The sequence below is a fragment of the Lentzea fradiae genome, from assembly GCF_900100955.1.
GTDB lineage: Bacteria > Actinomycetota > Actinomycetes > Mycobacteriales > Pseudonocardiaceae > Lentzea > Lentzea fradiae.
Genome location: NZ_FNCC01000007.1, coordinates 1 through 14,934, shown reverse-complemented (window position 1 = coordinate 14,934; position 14,934 = coordinate 1). Strand labels below are relative to the sequence as shown.

General features: G+C 70.0%; 18 protein-coding genes and 1 pseudogene. 14 read left to right on the top strand and 5 right to left on the bottom strand.

The genetic code is table 11. The annotated features are described in order from the left end of the window. Nucleotides 1–29: 29 nt before the first annotated feature. Complete coding sequence (soxR, locus tag BLT23_RS17195; protein ID WP_090050523.1) at nucleotides 30–494, bottom strand: redox-sensitive transcriptional activator SoxR; 465 nt, start codon at nucleotides 492–494, stop codon at nucleotides 30–32. Nucleotides 495–549: 55 nt separating this feature from the next. On the opposite strand from soxR, the gene BLT23_RS17190 reads away from it, so the two are divergent. The 5 genes from BLT23_RS17190 to priA all read left to right on the top strand — a co-directional run bounded on the left by BLT23_RS17190 (nucleotide 550) and on the right by priA (nucleotide 4,635). Then, complete coding sequence (locus BLT23_RS17190) at nucleotides 550–1,212, top strand: thiamine pyrophosphate-dependent enzyme (RefSeq protein ID WP_090050520.1); 663 nt, start codon at nucleotides 550–552, stop codon at nucleotides 1,210–1,212. Next, nucleotides 1,212–2,105, top strand: a complete 894-nt coding sequence (locus BLT23_RS17185) for a transketolase family protein (protein ID WP_090050517.1) — start codon at nucleotides 1,212–1,214, stop codon at nucleotides 2,103–2,105. The genes BLT23_RS17190 and BLT23_RS17185 overlap by 1 nt, the downstream gene beginning before the upstream one ends. Before the next feature lie 297 nt (nucleotides 2,106–2,402). Continuing rightward, on the top strand, nucleotides 2,403–3,209 hold the full coding sequence (locus tag BLT23_RS17180) for a hypothetical protein (protein ID WP_090050514.1): 807 nt from the start codon (nucleotides 2,403–2,405) through the stop codon (nucleotides 3,207–3,209). Between the two features lie 10 nt (nucleotides 3,210–3,219). Further along, complete coding sequence (hisH, locus tag BLT23_RS17175; RefSeq protein WP_218133782.1) at nucleotides 3,220–3,855, top strand: imidazole glycerol phosphate synthase subunit HisH; 636 nt, start codon at nucleotides 3,220–3,222, stop codon at nucleotides 3,853–3,855. Nucleotides 3,856–3,903: 48 nt separating this feature from the next. Further along, nucleotides 3,904–4,635 carry a bifunctional 1-(5-phosphoribosyl)-5-((5-phosphoribosylamino)methylideneamino)imidazole-4-carboxamide isomerase/phosphoribosylanthranilate isomerase PriA gene (gene priA / locus BLT23_RS17170; protein WP_090050511.1) on the top strand — a complete coding sequence of 244 codons (732 nt, stop codon included), beginning with the start codon at nucleotides 3,904–3,906 and terminating at the stop codon, nucleotides 4,633–4,635. A 227-nt stretch (nucleotides 4,636–4,862) separates the two neighbouring features. Here the strand turns inward: priA and BLT23_RS17165 are convergent, their stop codons facing one another. After that, entirely contained in the window at nucleotides 4,863–5,846 is a 984-nt protein-coding gene (locus BLT23_RS17165; RefSeq protein ID WP_090050508.1) for a Clp protease N-terminal domain-containing protein, read from the bottom strand. 473 nt (nucleotides 5,847–6,319) lie between these two features. Beyond that, entirely contained in the window at nucleotides 6,320–6,700 is a 381-nt protein-coding gene (locus BLT23_RS17160) for a PPOX class F420-dependent oxidoreductase (protein WP_218133781.1), read from the bottom strand. A gap of 46 nt (nucleotides 6,701–6,746) precedes the next feature. Between BLT23_RS17160 and hisF the strand changes: the two genes are divergently transcribed. From hisF to hisI, 3 genes are read left to right on the top strand one after another with little or no spacing between them, the layout of a single operon-like run. Further along, the gene (gene hisF, locus BLT23_RS17155; RefSeq protein WP_090050503.1) at nucleotides 6,747–7,505 is read left to right on the top strand and encodes an imidazole glycerol phosphate synthase subunit HisF; all 759 of its coding nucleotides are present in this window, start codon (nucleotides 6,747–6,749) and stop codon (nucleotides 7,503–7,505) included. Then, the gene (locus BLT23_RS17150) at nucleotides 7,502–7,861 is read left to right on the top strand and encodes a hypothetical protein (RefSeq protein ID WP_090050501.1); all 360 of its coding nucleotides are present in this window, start codon (nucleotides 7,502–7,504) and stop codon (nucleotides 7,859–7,861) included. Before hisF ends, BLT23_RS17150 begins: the two co-directional genes overlap by 4 nt. Further along, nucleotides 7,858–8,208 (top strand): phosphoribosyl-AMP cyclohydrolase, encoded by a 351-nt coding sequence (gene hisI / locus BLT23_RS17145; protein ID WP_090050499.1) that lies wholly within the window; start codon nucleotides 7,858–7,860, stop codon nucleotides 8,206–8,208. Before BLT23_RS17150 ends, hisI begins: the two co-directional genes overlap by 4 nt. Nucleotides 8,209–8,217: 9 nt before the next feature. Here hisI and BLT23_RS17140 read toward each other — a convergent pair whose 3' ends face one another. Further along, on the bottom strand, nucleotides 8,218–8,829 hold the full coding sequence (locus BLT23_RS17140; RefSeq protein WP_090050497.1) for a TetR/AcrR family transcriptional regulator: 612 nt from the start codon (nucleotides 8,827–8,829) through the stop codon (nucleotides 8,218–8,220). A 38-nt stretch (nucleotides 8,830–8,867) separates the two neighbouring features. Here BLT23_RS17140 and BLT23_RS17135 point away from each other — a divergent pair, with 38 nt between their 5' ends. The 6 genes from BLT23_RS17135 (at nucleotide 8,868) to BLT23_RS17110 (ending at nucleotide 14,612) form a co-directional block, all read left to right on the top strand. Next, on the top strand, nucleotides 8,868–10,409 hold the full coding sequence (locus BLT23_RS17135) for an anthranilate synthase component I (protein WP_090050495.1): 1,542 nt from the start codon (nucleotides 8,868–8,870) through the stop codon (nucleotides 10,407–10,409). Next, nucleotides 10,396–10,800, top strand: coding sequence for a Trp biosynthesis-associated membrane protein (locus BLT23_RS17130; protein ID WP_090050493.1), 405 nt, complete (start codon nucleotides 10,396–10,398; stop codon nucleotides 10,798–10,800). The genes BLT23_RS17135 and BLT23_RS17130 overlap by 14 nt, the downstream gene beginning before the upstream one ends. A gap of 132 nt (nucleotides 10,801–10,932) precedes the next feature. Next, on the top strand, nucleotides 10,933–11,742 hold the full coding sequence (trpC, locus tag BLT23_RS17125; protein WP_090050491.1) for an indole-3-glycerol phosphate synthase TrpC: 810 nt from the start codon (nucleotides 10,933–10,935) through the stop codon (nucleotides 11,740–11,742). Nucleotides 11,743–11,777: 35 nt separating this feature from the next. Next, on the top strand, nucleotides 11,778–12,998 hold the full coding sequence (gene trpB / locus BLT23_RS17120; protein ID WP_090050489.1) for a tryptophan synthase subunit beta: 1,221 nt from the start codon (nucleotides 11,778–11,780) through the stop codon (nucleotides 12,996–12,998). Beyond that, a complete protein-coding gene (gene trpA / locus BLT23_RS17115; RefSeq protein ID WP_090050487.1) occupies nucleotides 12,998–13,792 on the top strand; it encodes a tryptophan synthase subunit alpha in 795 nt (264 codons plus the stop codon). The genes trpB and trpA overlap by 1 nt, the downstream gene beginning before the upstream one ends. 259 nt (nucleotides 13,793–14,051) lie before the next feature. Beyond that, entirely contained in the window at nucleotides 14,052–14,612 is a 561-nt protein-coding gene (locus BLT23_RS17110) for a Uma2 family endonuclease (RefSeq protein ID WP_090050485.1), read from the top strand. A gap of 19 nt (nucleotides 14,613–14,631) precedes the next feature. On the opposite strand, the pseudogene BLT23_RS17105 reads toward BLT23_RS17110, so the two are convergent. Continuing rightward, nucleotides 14,632–14,934, bottom strand: a pseudogene (locus BLT23_RS17105) (IS982 family transposase); the annotation flags it as partial.

Here is a 14,934-nt window from a genome sequence, read left to right as displayed (position 1 = left end):
CGCGAAGCCACCTTCTCGCCGTGAGGTTTCTAGGCGGTGCCGCCCTCGAGGGCGGGCTTGAGCTTGGGTGCGCCGGGTCCGTGCGACGCCTGTTCGTCGTCGATGTTCTGCAACGCGCAGCTGCGCAGCGACAGGCAGCCGCAGCCGATGCAGCCGGTGAGCCGGTCGCGCAGCCGGAACAGGGCGTCGATGCGCGCGTCCAGCTCCGCCTTCCACGAGCGGGAGAGGCGTTCCCAGTCGGACTTCGTGGGCGTGCGGTTGTCCGGCAGCTGCGCCAGTGCGTCGCGGACGTCCTCCAGGGTCAGGCCGACGCGTTGCGCGGTGCGGATGAAAGCCAGGCGGCGCAACACCGAGCGCTGGTAGCGTCGCTGGTTGCCCGCGGTGCGGACGGAGCCGATCAGGCCCCTGTCCTCGTAGAAGCGCAGTGCGGTGTGGGGGACACCGCTGCGCTCGGCGACCTGGCCGATGGTCAGCAGTTCCGGCAGCTTGCTCACCCGATCATGGTAACCGCTTGACCTCCAGCATGGTCGAGGTTGAAGAGTTGGTCCCATGCGACGAATACCGGAGCTCTTCGCGAGGATGGCCGGGGACGAGAAGCACGAGTGGGCGGCGGCTTCCACGATCGACGTGCTCTGGGTCCTCTACGACCGCGTCCTGAACGTCACGCCCGCCACCGCCGACGACCCCGGCCGCGACCGGTTCCTGCTGTCCAAGGGACACGGGCCGATGGCCTACTACGCCGTCCTCGCCGAGAAGGGGTTCATCGACGAGTCCACACTGGACGGCTGGACGTCGTGGGACAGTCCGCTCGGCCAGCACCCCGACCGGGTGCTCGTCCCCGGCGTGGAGATCAGCAGCGGCTCGCTCGGCCACGGCCTGCCGATCGCGGTCGGCACAGCGCTCGGCCAGCGGATCGGCGGGAGCGCGGGGCGCACGTTCGTGCTGGTCGGCGACGGCGAGCTGGACGAGGGCAGCAACCACGAGGCGATCGCGGTGGCGGCCAGGCTCGGCGTCGCCAACCTCACCGCCGTCGTGGTCGACAACGACTCCGCGATGTACGGGTGGCCCGGAGGCATCGCCCGGCGCTTCGCCGTCGAGGGCTGGCAGACCGCCGAGGTCGACGGGCGCGACCACGAAGCCCTCTTCGCCGCGCTGACCGCACCGCACGACCGCCCGCACGCGGTCATCGCCAAGATCGAGAGGGGCGACTGATGACCACGATGCGCCAGGCGTTCGTCCGGACCGTCAACGAGGAGCTGGACCGCGACCCTCGGGTCGCCGTCGTCACCGCCGTCATCTCCAGCAACGAGTTCCCGCAGGAACACGAACGCGTCATCGACGTCGGCATCCGCGAGCAGACCATGGTCGGCGTGGCGGGCGGTCTGGCGTTGACCGGACTGCGGCCCGTCGTGCACAGCTACGCCCCGTTCCTCGTCGAGCGGCCGTACGAACAGATCAAGCTCGACATCGGTCACCAGGACGTGGGCGCGGTCTTCGTCAGCATCGGAGGCTCCTACGACGACCCCGTGTGGGGACGCACCCACCAGTCACCCGGCGACGTGGCGTTGTTCGACACGCTTCCCGGCTGGACCGTGCACGTGCCGGGGCACGCGGACGAGGTGACGCCGCTGCTGCGTCAAGCGCTGAAGGACGACAACCGGGTCTACATCAGGCTTTCGCTGCACGAGAACGCACAGGCGCACCCGGTGGGTGAGGGGTTCACCGAGCTGCGCCACGGGAAGCGGGGCGTCGTGGTCGCCGTCGGACCGATGCTCGACCGTGTCCTCAAAGCCGTCGAATCCGAGAACGCCGACCTCACGGTTCTCTACGCGGCCACGGTCCGGCCGTTCGACTCGGACGGCCTGCGCAAGGCGGTCGAGGAGACGGACCACGCCGACATCATGGTGGTCGAGCCGTACCTGGAGGGAACCTCCGCGCATCTCGTGTCGGTGGCGATGCAACAGATTCCGCACCGACTGCGTTGTGTAGGCGTCAAACGACACGCGGAGCTCCGCAACTACGGCACTGCCGAGGACCACGACGCGGCGCACGACCTGGACGTGGTCGGGTTGGGGGGCGCCGTGAGGAGTTTCTTCAGGGGGTGAAGAGCATGTTCGCGGTCATGGGGGATGACTGGACCGGCGCGCCGTCCCGCGCCGTTTGAGAATCGGGTGTGTGCACGATCAGGCAAGATGCCTGATCGTGCACATCCCGCGTGTGGCCGTCCGCGGACGGCGCTGATCAGGGTCGGGGCTTGGTCTGATGTGGACGGAGACGACCGCGCCAAGTGGGTGCGCGGGTCCAGCCCTGCCCTCGATGCTTCTTCGGGCCGGGAGAAGGGACGTGCCGGGCATGTCCGTGTGGGCGCGAACGGCCGACGCGGAATGATGTGGATCGTGAGAATGCTGATCTGGACCCCGCTGAACGCCGCCGAGCTGCAGAAGGCCATGCACAGCGGCAACGTGGGCCCCGCGGCGCTCGTCCCGGTGCAGTCCGGCACGGTGCTGCTGCCTCCTCCGGACACCAGGCTCAGCGAGGCCGGATACATGGCGAACGGGGTGCGCAAGATCGGCGGCGGTGCCGCGCTGGCCGTCTGGAACGACGACGCCGCCCTGCTGTACCTCTTCACCACCGCGTTCGGCCGCGCCTCCATGTGGGGCACGCGTGACGCCGTCCTGCGGCTCTCGGCGGAGGCGAAGCAGTCGGGTGCGGCCGGGAAGATGATCGACCGCTCCACCGTGAGCCTGCTCAACCTCCGCGAGACGGAGAAGTGGCAGCTCGACGCCATCGACCGGCTCACCACCCTCTACCCGCCGGCCAGCCGGAAGGCCGCGCTCGAACGCCTCCACGCCTTCGACGACGGCGAGGACGCCATCCCCGGCTTCTTCCGCGCCGCGGGCCTGCCCGAGGTGGCGCAGGTGGCGGAGCTCACCGAGGAGGGCCGCGCGGACCTCGTCCTGCGGACGCTTGACGCCCCGCACGCGCAAAGATGGCCCCTCGCACTCGTCTTCCCGCTGATCGTCCTCACCGCGCTGGTGACCATGCTGCTCAGCGTCCCGATGGTCGTGTACTACCTCGTGGCCGGCCTGGTGCTGGTGCTGACCGCGGCGCTGATGGTCGGCCTGCGCCGCCGTCTCGTCCGCAGGAAACCGATCAACGCCGTGCTCCCCGTCATCCCGGTGACGCAGGGAGCCGTTCCGACGGACTAAAGTGGTGGTCGTGGCACGTGTCGTCGTACTTGACTATGGCTCCGGCAACCTGCGCTCCGCCGAGCGCGCGCTCCAGCGGGTCGGGGCCCATGTCGAGGTGACCGCAGACCCGAAGGCGGCGCGCGAGGCGGACGGCCTCGTCGTCCCCGGCGTCGGCGCGTACGCGGCGTGCATGGAGGGCCTCAACTCGGTGCGGGGCGCCCGGATCATCGGCGAACGCCTCGCCGGCGGCCGCCCGGTGCTCGGCATCTGCGTGGGCATGCAGATCCTCTTCGAACGCGGCATCGAGCACGGCGTGCTCACCGAGGGCTGCGGCGAGTGGCCCGGCACCGTTGAGCGCCTCGAAGCGCCGATCGTGCCGCACATGGGCTGGAACACGGTCCGCACCCCCGAAGGCTCCAAGCTGTTCGCGGGCCTCGACAAGGACACCCGGTTCTACTTCGTCCACTCCTACGGCGTGCGCAAGTGGGAGCTGCAGGAAGCCGACCACATCAAGCCGCCGCTCGTGACGTGGGCAGACCACGCGGGCGACGAGTTCGTGGCCGCCGTCGAGAACGGACCGCTCTGCGCCACCCAGTTCCACCCGGAGAAGTCCGGCGACGCCGGGGCGCACCTGCTGAAGAACTGGCTGACCAGCCTGTCGTGATCGAGCGGCCGCCGAGGGCGGCCGCACCAGGGACGCTAGGCTTCCCGGGTGACTTTCACACTCCTCCCCGCTGTGGACGTGGCCGACGGCCGCGCCGTCCGGCTCGTGCAGGGCGAAGCCGGTACCGAGACGAACTACGGAGAGCCGCTCGACGCGGCTTTGCAGTGGCAGCGCGACGGAGCGGAGTGGATCCACCTCGTCGACCTCGACGCAGCCTTCGGCCGCGGCTCGAACCGTGAGCTCGTCGCCCGCGTCGTCGGCGAGCTCGACGTCAAGGTGGAGCTGTCCGGCGGCATCCGCGACGACGCCTCGCTGGAAGCCGCCCTGGCCACCGGCTGCGCCCGCGTCAACCTCGGCACCGCCGCCCTGGAGAACCCGGAGTGGTGCGCGAAGGCCATCGCCGCGCACGGCGAGAAGATCGCCGTCGGCCTCGACGTCCGCATCACCGACCAGGGTCACCGCGTCAAGGGCCGCGGCTGGACGTCCGACGGCGGCGACCTCTGGGAGGTCCTCGACCGCCTCGACCGCGACGGCTGCGCCCGCTACGTCGTGACGGACGTCTCGAAGGACGGCACCCTGACCGGCCCGAACCTCGACCTGCTGAGCGAGGTCTGCGCCCGCACCGACGCCCCCGTCATCGCCTCCGGCGGCGTGTCCACCGTGGACGACCTCGTCGCGCTGTCGAAGCTCTCGCGTGACGGCGTCGAGGGCTCGATCATCGGCAAGGCGCTGTACGCGGGCGCGTTCACCCTCCCGCAGGCGCTCGCCGCGGTCCGCTGACCCCCGCCGGGTCGGCTTCCGGCGGGGGTGACCTCAGGCGGGGTGACCTCCGCGGCGTGACCTCCGGCGAAGTGGCCCCCGGCGAAGTGGCCTCCAGCGAGGTGGCCTCCGGCGGGGTGACCTGGCGGGGTTGATCACAGCCGGGACGTCCCTTACCGGGCCGAGTTCTGTGGGCCGGGGCCTGTCGGCCGGGTCTGTGGGGCGTGCCCAGCCGGGGTGATCGCGGTCTAGTCGGCTGCGGCCTGGTCGGCTGTGGTTCCGTCAGGCGAGGTCTGGTTGACCGGATCCTGGCTGACCGGATCCTGGCTGACCGGCGGCTGGTGGGCGGTCGGCTCATGGGCCGCGGGCTGGACGACCGAGGCCGGGGCGACTGCCGGCTGATCCGCCGCCGGGCTGCTCACCACTGGTCTGGTCGCTGCCTGGTCGACCACCATCTGGTTGATCGTTGCGTGGCCGACGGCTGAGCGGCTGGCGATGGAGTGGTGGTTCCCCGGTCCGGCTCCCGCCCGGTTGCCCGTGGCGTAGCCGCCGACGGCCTGGTTGACGACGGCCTCGACGTGAGCGGCCGCGGCGGCGTGCGTGACACCGGTGGTGTGCAGGACGTCCGCCGCGGTCCCTTCGGTCGCGAGGAGGACACCGAGCAGGATGTGCTCGGTGCCGATGAACATGTGGCCCATCCGAAGCGCCTCGCGCACGGCCAGTTCGAGGGCCTTCTTGCAGTGCGCGGTGAACGGCTGCTTCTCCGGACGCTGCTTGGCCTCGGCGTCGAGGCGGTTCAGGACGGCGATGCGTGTGCTGCCCTCGCCCGCCTCCAGCTTCGCGATGGTCTTGGCCGCGAGTCCGCCCGACTCGTCGAGCAACCCCAGCAGCAGGTGCTCGGTCCCGATCCGCTCGCTGAACCGCGCGTGGTGGCGCGCCAGCGCGATGACCCTGCGCGACCGCTGGGTGTAGCGGTCCATGAACGGCTTGCTGATCTCCGGCGACTCCCTCGGCACGAACCGCTTCTGCGCGGCCTGCTTGGTGACGCCGAGGCTCTCGCCGATCTCCGCCCAGCTGGCACCACCCCGGCGGGCCTCGTCGACGAAGTGGCCGATCAGGTGGTCGCCCAGTTCGTTCAGCTGACCGCTCATCTCGACCGCCTTCGCCAGGCGGGTGAGGGCGTCGTCGGCCTCTTGAGCGACCGTGACGATGAGGTCGGTCAACTGGATCATGCCGTCAACTCTAGGTTGACGTTGATCACGTCGTCAACGTCGGGTTGACGAGGGAGGTTGATTGCGATGTGGACGCGTCCAGTCGACGTTGAGTCCACATGGACGCGTCGCGATCAACGTTGATTCGTCCCGTCGATGTCGACGGTCGTGATGTTGGTCGAGGTATGACAACGTTGTCATCGGCGAGATCGAGGTAGGTGAGGACAACGTTTGCGTCCATGTTGACGGGCATCGAGCAACGTTGATCTGGAGTCGTCGACGTTGAGTCGATGTTGATTCGTGCAATCAACATTGATCGTGTGCAGTCCACATTGATTGCCCGGATCGACGTTGACTGGCGTGGTCGACATCGACAACGACGTCGGCATCGACGTCGACCTTGACAACGACGCGTTGACGTTGACGGCGTCGAGTCGAGGTTGACGGGTCAGGCTCGATGTCGACGTGTCCGGTCAACGTGTTCTGTCGATGGGTCAGTCGGCGGACGTGATCTCGATGCCGACCGTGCCGGTGCGGCCTCGGCGCAGCTTGCTGCCCGTCATGATCAGCCAGCCGGAGAAGCCGTACTTCTTGGCGATGCGGGCGCGGGCGTCGTCGCTGGCGGAGTCGTCCAGCAAGCGGGCCTTGGCCTTGACCGAGGGGCCCTGCGGGTTGCCGCGCACGTCGCACGGGCCGACCTCGACGTCGCCGCTGCGGCGGATGCGCTTGACCTTGCCGGAGTCCTTGGCGCTCCAGGCGTAGATCACGCCGTCGGCGGGGCCGGGTGCGACCCAGACCGGCGTCGGCACCGGGGTGCCGTCCTTGCGGAACGTCGTCAGCAGCAGGTACTTGCCCCGGCCCAGTTCGGTGATCATGGCGTCGCAGCGTAGTCCGCGAGAGCGTCCTTGTAGGCTTTCCCGCATGTCAGTCGCGGTCCGTGTCATTCCTTGTCTCGACGTCGACCGGGGCCGGGTGGTGAAGGGTGTCAACTTCACGAACCTCGTCGACGCGGGCGATCCCGTCGAGCTGGCCAGGGCGTACGACGCCGAGGGGGCCGACGAGCTGACGTTCCTCGACGTGACGGCCAGCAGTGGTGACCGCGAGACGACGTACGACGTGGTCCGGCGCACGGCCGAGCAGGTGTTCATCCCCCTCACGGTCGGTGGTGGTGTGCGCAGCCCTGAGGACGTCGACAAGCTGCTGCGCGCCGGTGCGGACAAGGTCAGCCTCAACACCGCGGCCATCGCGCGGCCGGAGCTGCTCAAGGAGTGCTCGGAGCGGTACGGCGCGCAGTGCATCGTGCTGTCGGTCGACGCCCGGCGGGTTCCGGGTGGCACCGGGTTCGAGGTCACCACGCACGGCGGTCGCAACGGCACGGGCATCGACGCGGTCGGGTGGGCCGCCAAGGGGCAGGAGCTCGGGGTCGGCGAGATCCTGCTGAACTCGATGGACGCCGACGGCACCAAGGCCGGGTTCGACCTCGAGCTCATCGAGCTGGTCCGGCGCGAGGTCGACGTGCCGCTCATCGCGAGCGGTGGCGCGGGTGCGGTCGACCACTTCCCGCCGGCGGTCGCCGCGGGGGCGGACGCCGTGCTGGCCGCCAGCGTCTTCCACTTCGGGCAGCTGCGCATCGGCGAGGTCAAGGACGGCCTGCGCCAGGCGGGTGTCGTGGTGCGGTGAAGCCGGTCGAGGTGCGGGTGGCCTCGGCGGTGGCGTTCGGCGGGGCGCTGGTGTTCTTCGTGGTCGGGCTGGCGTTGTGGCGCTCGACGGGGGACGCGGACGTGCTGAAGCTGCCGTTGTTCATCGCGCTGGTCGAGCTGCCGGTGGCGGCGTCGTTGTTGCTGCGGCTGCGCTTCATGCACTACCCGGCGATGATCATGTTCGTCCTGGTCGGCCTGCTGCACCTGGTCATCGTGCTGGCCGAGGGGCCGGCGTGGGCCCGCGTCGCGTCCGGCGTGCTGGCCGCCGTGCACATCTACGGAGTGGTCCTGCTCAACACCGGACCGGCTCGTGAACACCTGGGAGGACCCCGTTGAGCAGCCCGCTCGATCCCGCCGTGGCCCAGCGGCTCAAGCGCACCCCGGACGGCCTGGTCTGCGCGGTCGCGCAGCAGCGCGGCACCGGTGAGGTGCTCATGGTCGCGTGGATGGACGACGAGGCGTTGCACCGCACGCTCACCACGCGCCGCGCGACCTACTACTCGCGCAGCCGTCAGAAGCTGTGGGTGAAGGGCGAGACGTCCGGTCACACGCAGTACGTGCACGAGGTCAGGCTGGACTGCGACGGCGACACGCTGCTGCTTGTGGTCGACCAGGTCGGCGCCGCCTGTCACACCGGTGACCGCACGTGCTTCGACGCCACGGTGCTGCTCGCGGACGGCTGACGGCTCCGGTCAGCCGAGATCGCCGGTCAGGTAGCGCTGCAGGTTCGGGCCGATGGCCTTGACGACGGTGTCGGCGTCGACCGACGCCAGCGGCTCGAACTGGACGACGTAGCGGACGATGCCGAGCCCGACCATCTGCGTCGCGCACAGCGTGGCGCGCAGCTCGAGCTGGTCGGCGCCGAACGCGGCGAGCACGTTCTTGAAGATCGCGTTGACGAAGAACGACTTCAGCGCCTTCGCGACCTCCTGGTGGCTCGTGACGCTGCGGATCAGCGCGGCGAACGTGCCGCCGCCGGAGGCGTCCCAGACCGTGACGAACGTGCGGATGATGCGTTCGCCCGCGTCCTCGGCGGGGCCGTCGAGCAGGCGCTTGAGGACCTCGGCGGGGTCGAACGGGAGCTGCAGGACGGCCTGGCCGAACAGGCCCTCCTTGCCGCCGAACCAGTGGTTGACCATGGCGGCGTCGACGCCGGCCTTGGCGGCGATCGCGCGGACGGTGGCGCCGTCGTAGCCCTTCTCGACGAACACCTCACGGGCCGCGGCGATGAGCGCGGACCGGGTGTCCTCGCCCGCGGCGCGCCTGCCTCGGCGTTTCTGGTTGACTTGCTCCACGAGGGTCATATTTCAACAAATGTTGAAATTATGCAACAATCGTCTCCATGGTGAGCGTCATCGGGGCCGTGGCCGCCGCTGGTCTGGGGGCCGTGAGCCCCACGCGTGAGGAGTTCCGCGAGCTCGCGGCCAACCGCCGGGTCATCCCGGTGGTCCGCAAGCTGCTCGCGGACGCCGAGACGCCGGTCGGCCTGTACCGCAAGCTCGGGGCCGACCAGCCCGGCACGTTCCTCTTCGAGTCGGCGGAGAACGGGCGCTCGTGGTCGCGCTGGTCGTTCATCGGCGTGCGGTCGTCGGCGGCGCTGACGGCGACGGGTGGCGAGGCGTTCTGGACGGGCACGCGGCCCGTCGGCCTGCCTGACGGCGGCGACCCGATGCAGGCGTTGCGCGAGACCATCGAGGTGCTGCGCACGGACCCGTTGCCGGGCCTCCCGCCCCTCACCGGCGGCATGGTCGGCTACATCGGCTACGACGCGGTGAGGCGCCTGGAACGGCTGCCCAGCATCGCCGAGGACGACCTGTTGCTGCCCGAGCTCGTCATGCTGCTCGCGACGGACCTGGCCGCGCTCGACCACCACGAGGGCACCGTCACGCTCATCGCCAACGCGATCAACTGGGACGACTCGCCGGAACGCGTCGACGAGGCGTACGACGACGCGGTGCGCCGCCTCGACGAGATGACGACGGCCCTGCACACGCCCGCGCCGCCGACCGCCGCCGTGTTCTCGCGGCCCAAGCCCGAGTTCCGGCGCCGCCGGTCGCAGGAGGAGCACTTCGAGGCCGTCGAGAAGGCCAAGGAGGCCATCCGGGCGGGCGAGGCGTTCCAGATCGTGGTGTCGCAGCGGTTCGAGATCGAGACGGACGCCGACGCGCTCGACATCTACCGGGTGCTGCGCACGTCGAACCCCAGCCCGTACATGTACCTGCTGCGCCTCGACGGGTTCGACATCGTCGGCTGCAGCCCGGAGTCGCTGGTCACCGTCCGCGACGGCAAGGCGACGACGCACCCCATCGCGGGCACCCGCTGGCGCGCGGAGGACCCGGAAGAGGACGCGCTGCTGGAGAAGGACCTGCTGGCCGACCACAAGGAGCGCGCCGAGCACCTCATGCTCGTCGACCTCGGCCGCAACGACCTGGGCCGCGTCTGCAAGCCGGGGTCCGTGCACGTCGTCGACTTCTTCAAGGTCGAGCGGTACAGCCACGTCATGCACATCGTGTCCACCGTCACCGGTGAGCTGGCCGACGGCAAGACGGCCTACGACGCGGTCGCCGCGTGCTTCCCCGCCGGAACGCTGTCCGGTGCGCCGAAGCCGCGTGCGATGGAGCTGATCGAGGAGCTCGAACCGACCCGGCGCGGCCTCTACGGCGGTGTCGTCGGCTACTTCGACTTCGCCGGCGACGCCGACACCGCCATCGCGATCCGCACGGCCCTCGTGCGCGACGGGGTGGCGTACGTGCAGGCGGGCGGCGGCATCGTGGCCGACTCGGACCCGCTGGCCGAGGACAACGAGTGCCTGAACAAGGCGGGCGCGGTGCTGGCCGCGATCGCCACCGCCCAGACGATGGCGCCGGCAGTTGACGAGAGCTAGCCGTCCACTGTGGATCGCCGCGCTCCTGCTGGTGGGCGCGGCGGGAGCGTTCTGGGGCGCCGGGTCCGTCCCGCTGGCGCTGCTGAGCCTCGCCTCCGTCGCGGCGGTCGTCGCGCTCAGCGGTGTGGCCCGGCGGGTGCTCGGCGCGCTGCTGGTCGTCGTCGGCGTCGCGGCCGCGTTCTCCGGGCACTGGCTCTCCGTGACCGGTGGTGCGCTCGTGGTGGGCTCCGGCGTGCTCCTGGCGTTGCTGGGTGCCCGCATGCCCAAGATCGGTGTGGGCGGGCAGAAGACCCGCGCGGACGACCCCGAGACCGACATGTGGCGCGCGCTGGAGCGCGGCGACGACCCGACGGCCGACGGAAACCCCGGCACTCCGTCCTCGAACGTGTGAAGATCAACCATCCGCGTTCGTGCATGTGACACCCGCAAGACCTTGGTCAGCTGCGTGGACAGCGAACCCCCGGTGGCTCGGGCGTTACTCCGGCGGGGTTAGCATCCCCGTAGCGGGAAGGGGAGCAAGACTGTGACGGTTCTCGAGTCGATCCTCGAAGGTGTGCGTGAGGATCTCGCCGCTCGTGAGGCTCAGTTGTCCTTCGACGTCATCAAGGAGCGCGCGGCCAAGGCTGCTCCTCCGCTCGACGTGATGTCGGTGCTGCGCGGGCCGAACGTGGGTGTCATCGCCGAGGTCAAGCGCCGCAGCCCCTCCAAGGGCGCGCTGGCGGAGATCCCCGAGCCGGCCGAGCTCGCGGCGTCCTACGAGGCGGGTGGTGCCTCGGTGATCAGCGTGCTGACCGAGCAGCGCCGCTTCGGCGGGTCGCTGGCGGACTTCGACGCGGTCCGGCGGGCGGTGCGGATCCCCTTGCTGCGCAAGGACTTCATCGTGGCGCCCTACCAGGTGCACGAGGCGCGCGTGCACGGCGCGGACATGGTGCTGCTGATCGTGGCGGCGCTGGAGCAGAACGCGCTCGTGTCGCTGCTCGACCGGGTGGAGTCGCTCGGCATGACCGCCCTGGTCGAGGTGCACACGGCGGAGGAGGCCGACCGCGCTCTCGAAGCGGGGGCGTCGGTCATCGGGGTGAACGCTCGCAACCTCCACACCCTGGAGGTCGACAAGGACGTCTTCGGCCGCATCGCGCCGGGACTTCCCTTCGAAACGATCAAGATCGCCGAGTCGGGCGTGACCGGCCCCGGCGACCTGATGGCTTACGCCGGTGCGGGCGCCGACGCGGTGCTCGTCGGTGAGAGCCTCGTGACCAGCGGCGACCCGAAGGCCGCCGTGAACAAGCTCGTGACCGCCGGTTCGCACCCCGCGTGCCCGCGGCCCAGTCGATGAAGCGTCGTCACTGACGGCGCTGGAGGAGTTGTCCGATGGGCCAGTTCACGCCCACGCCGCACGATCCCGACGCACGCGGCCACTTCGGCCCGTGGGGCGGCCGGTTCGTCCCGGAGGCCCTGATCGCGGCGGTGGACGAGCTGGCAGCGGAGTACGACAAGGCGCGGCTCGACCCGGAGTTCGTGAACGAGTTCCAGCGGCTGCTCAAGGACTTCGCCGGCCGTCCGTCCCTGCTCACCGAGGCTCCCAAGTTCGCGGAGCGCGTCGGTGCACGCGTGTTCCTCAAGCGCGAGGACCTCAACCACACGGGCTCCCACAAGATCAACAACGTGCTCGGCCAGGCGCTGCTGACCAAGCGCATGGGCAAGAAGCGCGTGATCGCCGAGACCGGCGCCGGCCAGCACGGCGTGGCGACGGCGACGGCCTGCGCGCTGCTCGGCCTCGACTGCGTCGTCTACATGGGCGAGGTCGACACCGAGCGGCAGGCGCTGAACGTCGCCCGCATGCGCCTGCTCGGCGCCGAGGTCATCCCCGTCAAGTCCGGCTCGCGCACCCTGAAGGACGCGATCAACGAGGCGTTGCGCGACTGGGTCACCAACGTCGACGAGACGCACTACCTGCTCGGCACGGCCGCGGGCCCGCACCCGTTCCCGCTGCTGGTCCGCGACTTCCACCGGGTGATCGGCATCGAGGCGCGCGAGCAGGTCCTCGAGAAGGCGGGCCGCCTCCCCGACGCCGTCGTCGCGTGCGTCGGCGGCGGCTCGAACGCGATCGGCATCTTCCACGGCTTCATCGACGACGCCGACGTCCGCCTGGTCGGCGTCGAGCCCGGCGGGGCCGGCCTGGACAGCGGGAGCCACGGCGCCACGCTGACCGCGGGCACGCCGGGGTCGCTGCACGGCGCGATGTCGTACGTCATGCAGGACGAGGACGGCCAGATCACCGAGGCGCACTCGATCTCCGCCGGTCTCGACTACCCCGGCGTGGGGCCGGAGCACTCGCACCTGAAGGACATCGGCCGCGCCGAGTACTTCCCGGTGACCGACGCCGAGGCGATGGAGGCGTTCGCGCTGCTCTCCCGCACCGAGGGCATCATCCCGGCGATCGAGTCCTCGCACGCGCTCGCGGGCGCGCTGAAGCTCGGCCCGTCGCTCGGTCCGGACGGCCTGCTGGTCGTGAACCTCTCCGGCCGCGGCGACAAGGACATGGACACGGCCGTGAAGTACTTCGGCCTCGCTGACGGAGGACAGGTCTGATGTCGTCGTTGTCCGAGGTGTTCACCACCGCTCGCGCCGAGTCGCGGGCCGCGCTGATCGGCTACCTGCCGGCGGGCTTCCCGACGGTCGAGGGGTCCAAGGGCTACCTCCGTTCCATGATCGAAGCTGGGTGTGACCTCGTCGAGGTCGGCCTGCCGTTCTCCGACCCCGTGATGGACGGCCCGACGATCCAGGCCGCCGCCGAGCAGGCGCGGTCCGCGGGCTTCCGCGTGCGCGACCTGTTCGACGTGGTGTCCTCCGTCGCCGACGCCGGTGGGCGTGCGGTCGTGATGACGTACTGGAACCCGGTGCTGCGCTACGGCGTCGACGCGTTCGCCCGCGACCTCGCCGCCGCCGGCGGCCTCGGGCTCATCACGCCGGACCTCGTGCCCGACGAGGCGGACGACTGGATGGCCGCGTCCGAGGTGCACGGCCTCGACCGGATCTTCCTGGTGGCGCCCTCGTCCACCGAGGAACGCATCGCGATGACCGCGCGTGCGTCCTCCGGCTTCCTGTACGCCACCGCCGTCATGGGCGTGACCGGTGCCCGCGACGTGGTGTCGTCCGCCGCTCCCGAACTCGTCGCCAGGGTCCGTGAGCACACGACCATGCCGGTCGGCGTCGGTCTCGGTGTGCGGTCGGGAGTGCAGGCCGCGGAGATCGCCGGGTTCGCCGATGGCGTGATCGTGGGCTCCGCCTTCGTGTCGGCGGCGGCCGACGGCGACGGTGCCGTGCGCGCGCTGGCCGAGGACCTCGCCAAGGGAGTGCGCTCGGCTGCGGCCGCGACCGTCTGACGCGGGTCAGGCTCCGGTTCGGGAGAAGCCGCTCGGCCTTCGGGCCGGGCGGTTTTCTTGTGCTCCTTTCAAGGTCATGTGGTTCCGCCAACAGCATGACACGAATTCGAACACCTGATCGAGTGAAACTGGGTCGGACGGGGCCTGAATCGCCGCGAATCGTCGGTCTGACCTGCGATCGTCTTTCCATGCACAAGCCAGTCCTTCGCCCGGCGTGCCACACTGGTGCCAGCCGGGCGGTTTTCGGAGGTGATGCCCTGTGGCTGCTCCAGCGGAGACGGCACCAGCCGACTACCTGTTGCCGAGGCACGTGGGCCCCTGGTCGCTCGACGACGTGCTCTCGCTGCCGGAGGACAACAGCCAGCGCATCGAGCTCGTCGACGGGATGCTCCTCGTGAGCCCGCTCGGGTCCTACCGGCACCAGAACCTGGTGTTCGACGCCGCGGCTGCCCTTCGAGCAGCCTGCCCGGACCACCTCCAGACGACGATCGAGCTGAACGTCCTGCTCTCCAGCGGGCGCCTCGTCATCCCGGACTTCACCGTCGTGACGCCGCGGGAGGCGGGCGTCATGTTCCCCGTCTCCGACGTGGTCCTCGTGGGAGAGGTGTTCTCCCCGAGTACCCGGCTGAACGACGAAGGGCTGAAGCGCAGCCTGTACGCCAAAGCCGGCATCCAGTACTACCTGATGGTCGACCCGGAGCCGCGTGTCGTCGAGGCCACGCTGCTGGAGTTGCAGGGCGAGCGGTACGTCGAGATCGCGCGCAGCGCAGGCGGCGTGCTGGAGACCGAACGGCCCTTCCCGGTCACCATCAAGTTCTAGATGATTGATTCCTGGATCTTCAGTGGTCGTAGGCGATCAGTGAGCGCTTGACGGGTGCGTCGATGATCCAGTTGTGCCAGATCGCGGCGGCGAGGGCGAGCATGCGCTGAGCGACGCGGGCGAGCACGCCGTGCGGGGTGCGTGCGCCGTGTTGTTCCAGGGAGAGTTGTCGTTTGGCGGTGTTGATGATCGATTCGATGCGTTGCCGGATCATCGACAGGTTGCCGTGGCGGCGTTTCTCGTCGCGGCGGTCGGGTCGCACGAACGTGATGCCCAGCTCGGTCATGTCGCGTTCGAACTCGCGTCCGGCGAAGCCCTTGTC

What these genes read in the sequence shown, in the direction of transcription:
- BLT23_RS17180 (WP_090050514.1), top strand. Translation starts at nt 2,403, where the DNA reads ATGCTGATCTGGACCCCGCTGAACGCCGCCGAGCTGCAGAAGGCCATG.
- hisF (WP_090050503.1), top strand. Translation starts at nt 6,747, where the DNA reads ATGTCAGTCGCGGTCCGTGTCATTCCTTGTCTCGACGTCGACCGGGGC.
- trpB (WP_090050489.1), top strand. Translation starts at nt 11,778, where the DNA reads ATGGGCCAGTTCACGCCCACGCCGCACGATCCCGACGCACGCGGCCAC.
- BLT23_RS17160 (WP_218133781.1), bottom strand. Translation starts at nt 6,700, where the DNA reads ATGATCACCGAACTGGGCCGGGGCAAGTACCTGCTGCTGACGACGTTC.
- BLT23_RS17140 (WP_090050497.1), bottom strand. Translation starts at nt 8,829, where the DNA reads ATGACCCTCGTGGAGCAAGTCAACCAGAAACGCCGAGGCAGGCGCGCC.
- BLT23_RS17185 (WP_090050517.1), top strand. Translation starts at nt 1,212, where the DNA reads ATGACCACGATGCGCCAGGCGTTCGTCCGGACCGTCAACGAGGAGCTG.
- BLT23_RS17190 (WP_090050520.1), top strand. Translation starts at nt 550, where the DNA reads ATGCGACGAATACCGGAGCTCTTCGCGAGGATGGCCGGGGACGAGAAG.
- BLT23_RS17165 (WP_090050508.1), bottom strand. Translation starts at nt 5,846, where the DNA reads ATGATCCAGTTGACCGACCTCATCGTCACGGTCGCTCAAGAGGCCGAC.
- trpA (WP_090050487.1), top strand. Translation starts at nt 12,998, where the DNA reads ATGTCGTCGTTGTCCGAGGTGTTCACCACCGCTCGCGCCGAGTCGCGG.
- BLT23_RS17135 (WP_090050495.1), top strand. Translation starts at nt 8,868, where the DNA reads ATGGTGAGCGTCATCGGGGCCGTGGCCGCCGCTGGTCTGGGGGCCGTG.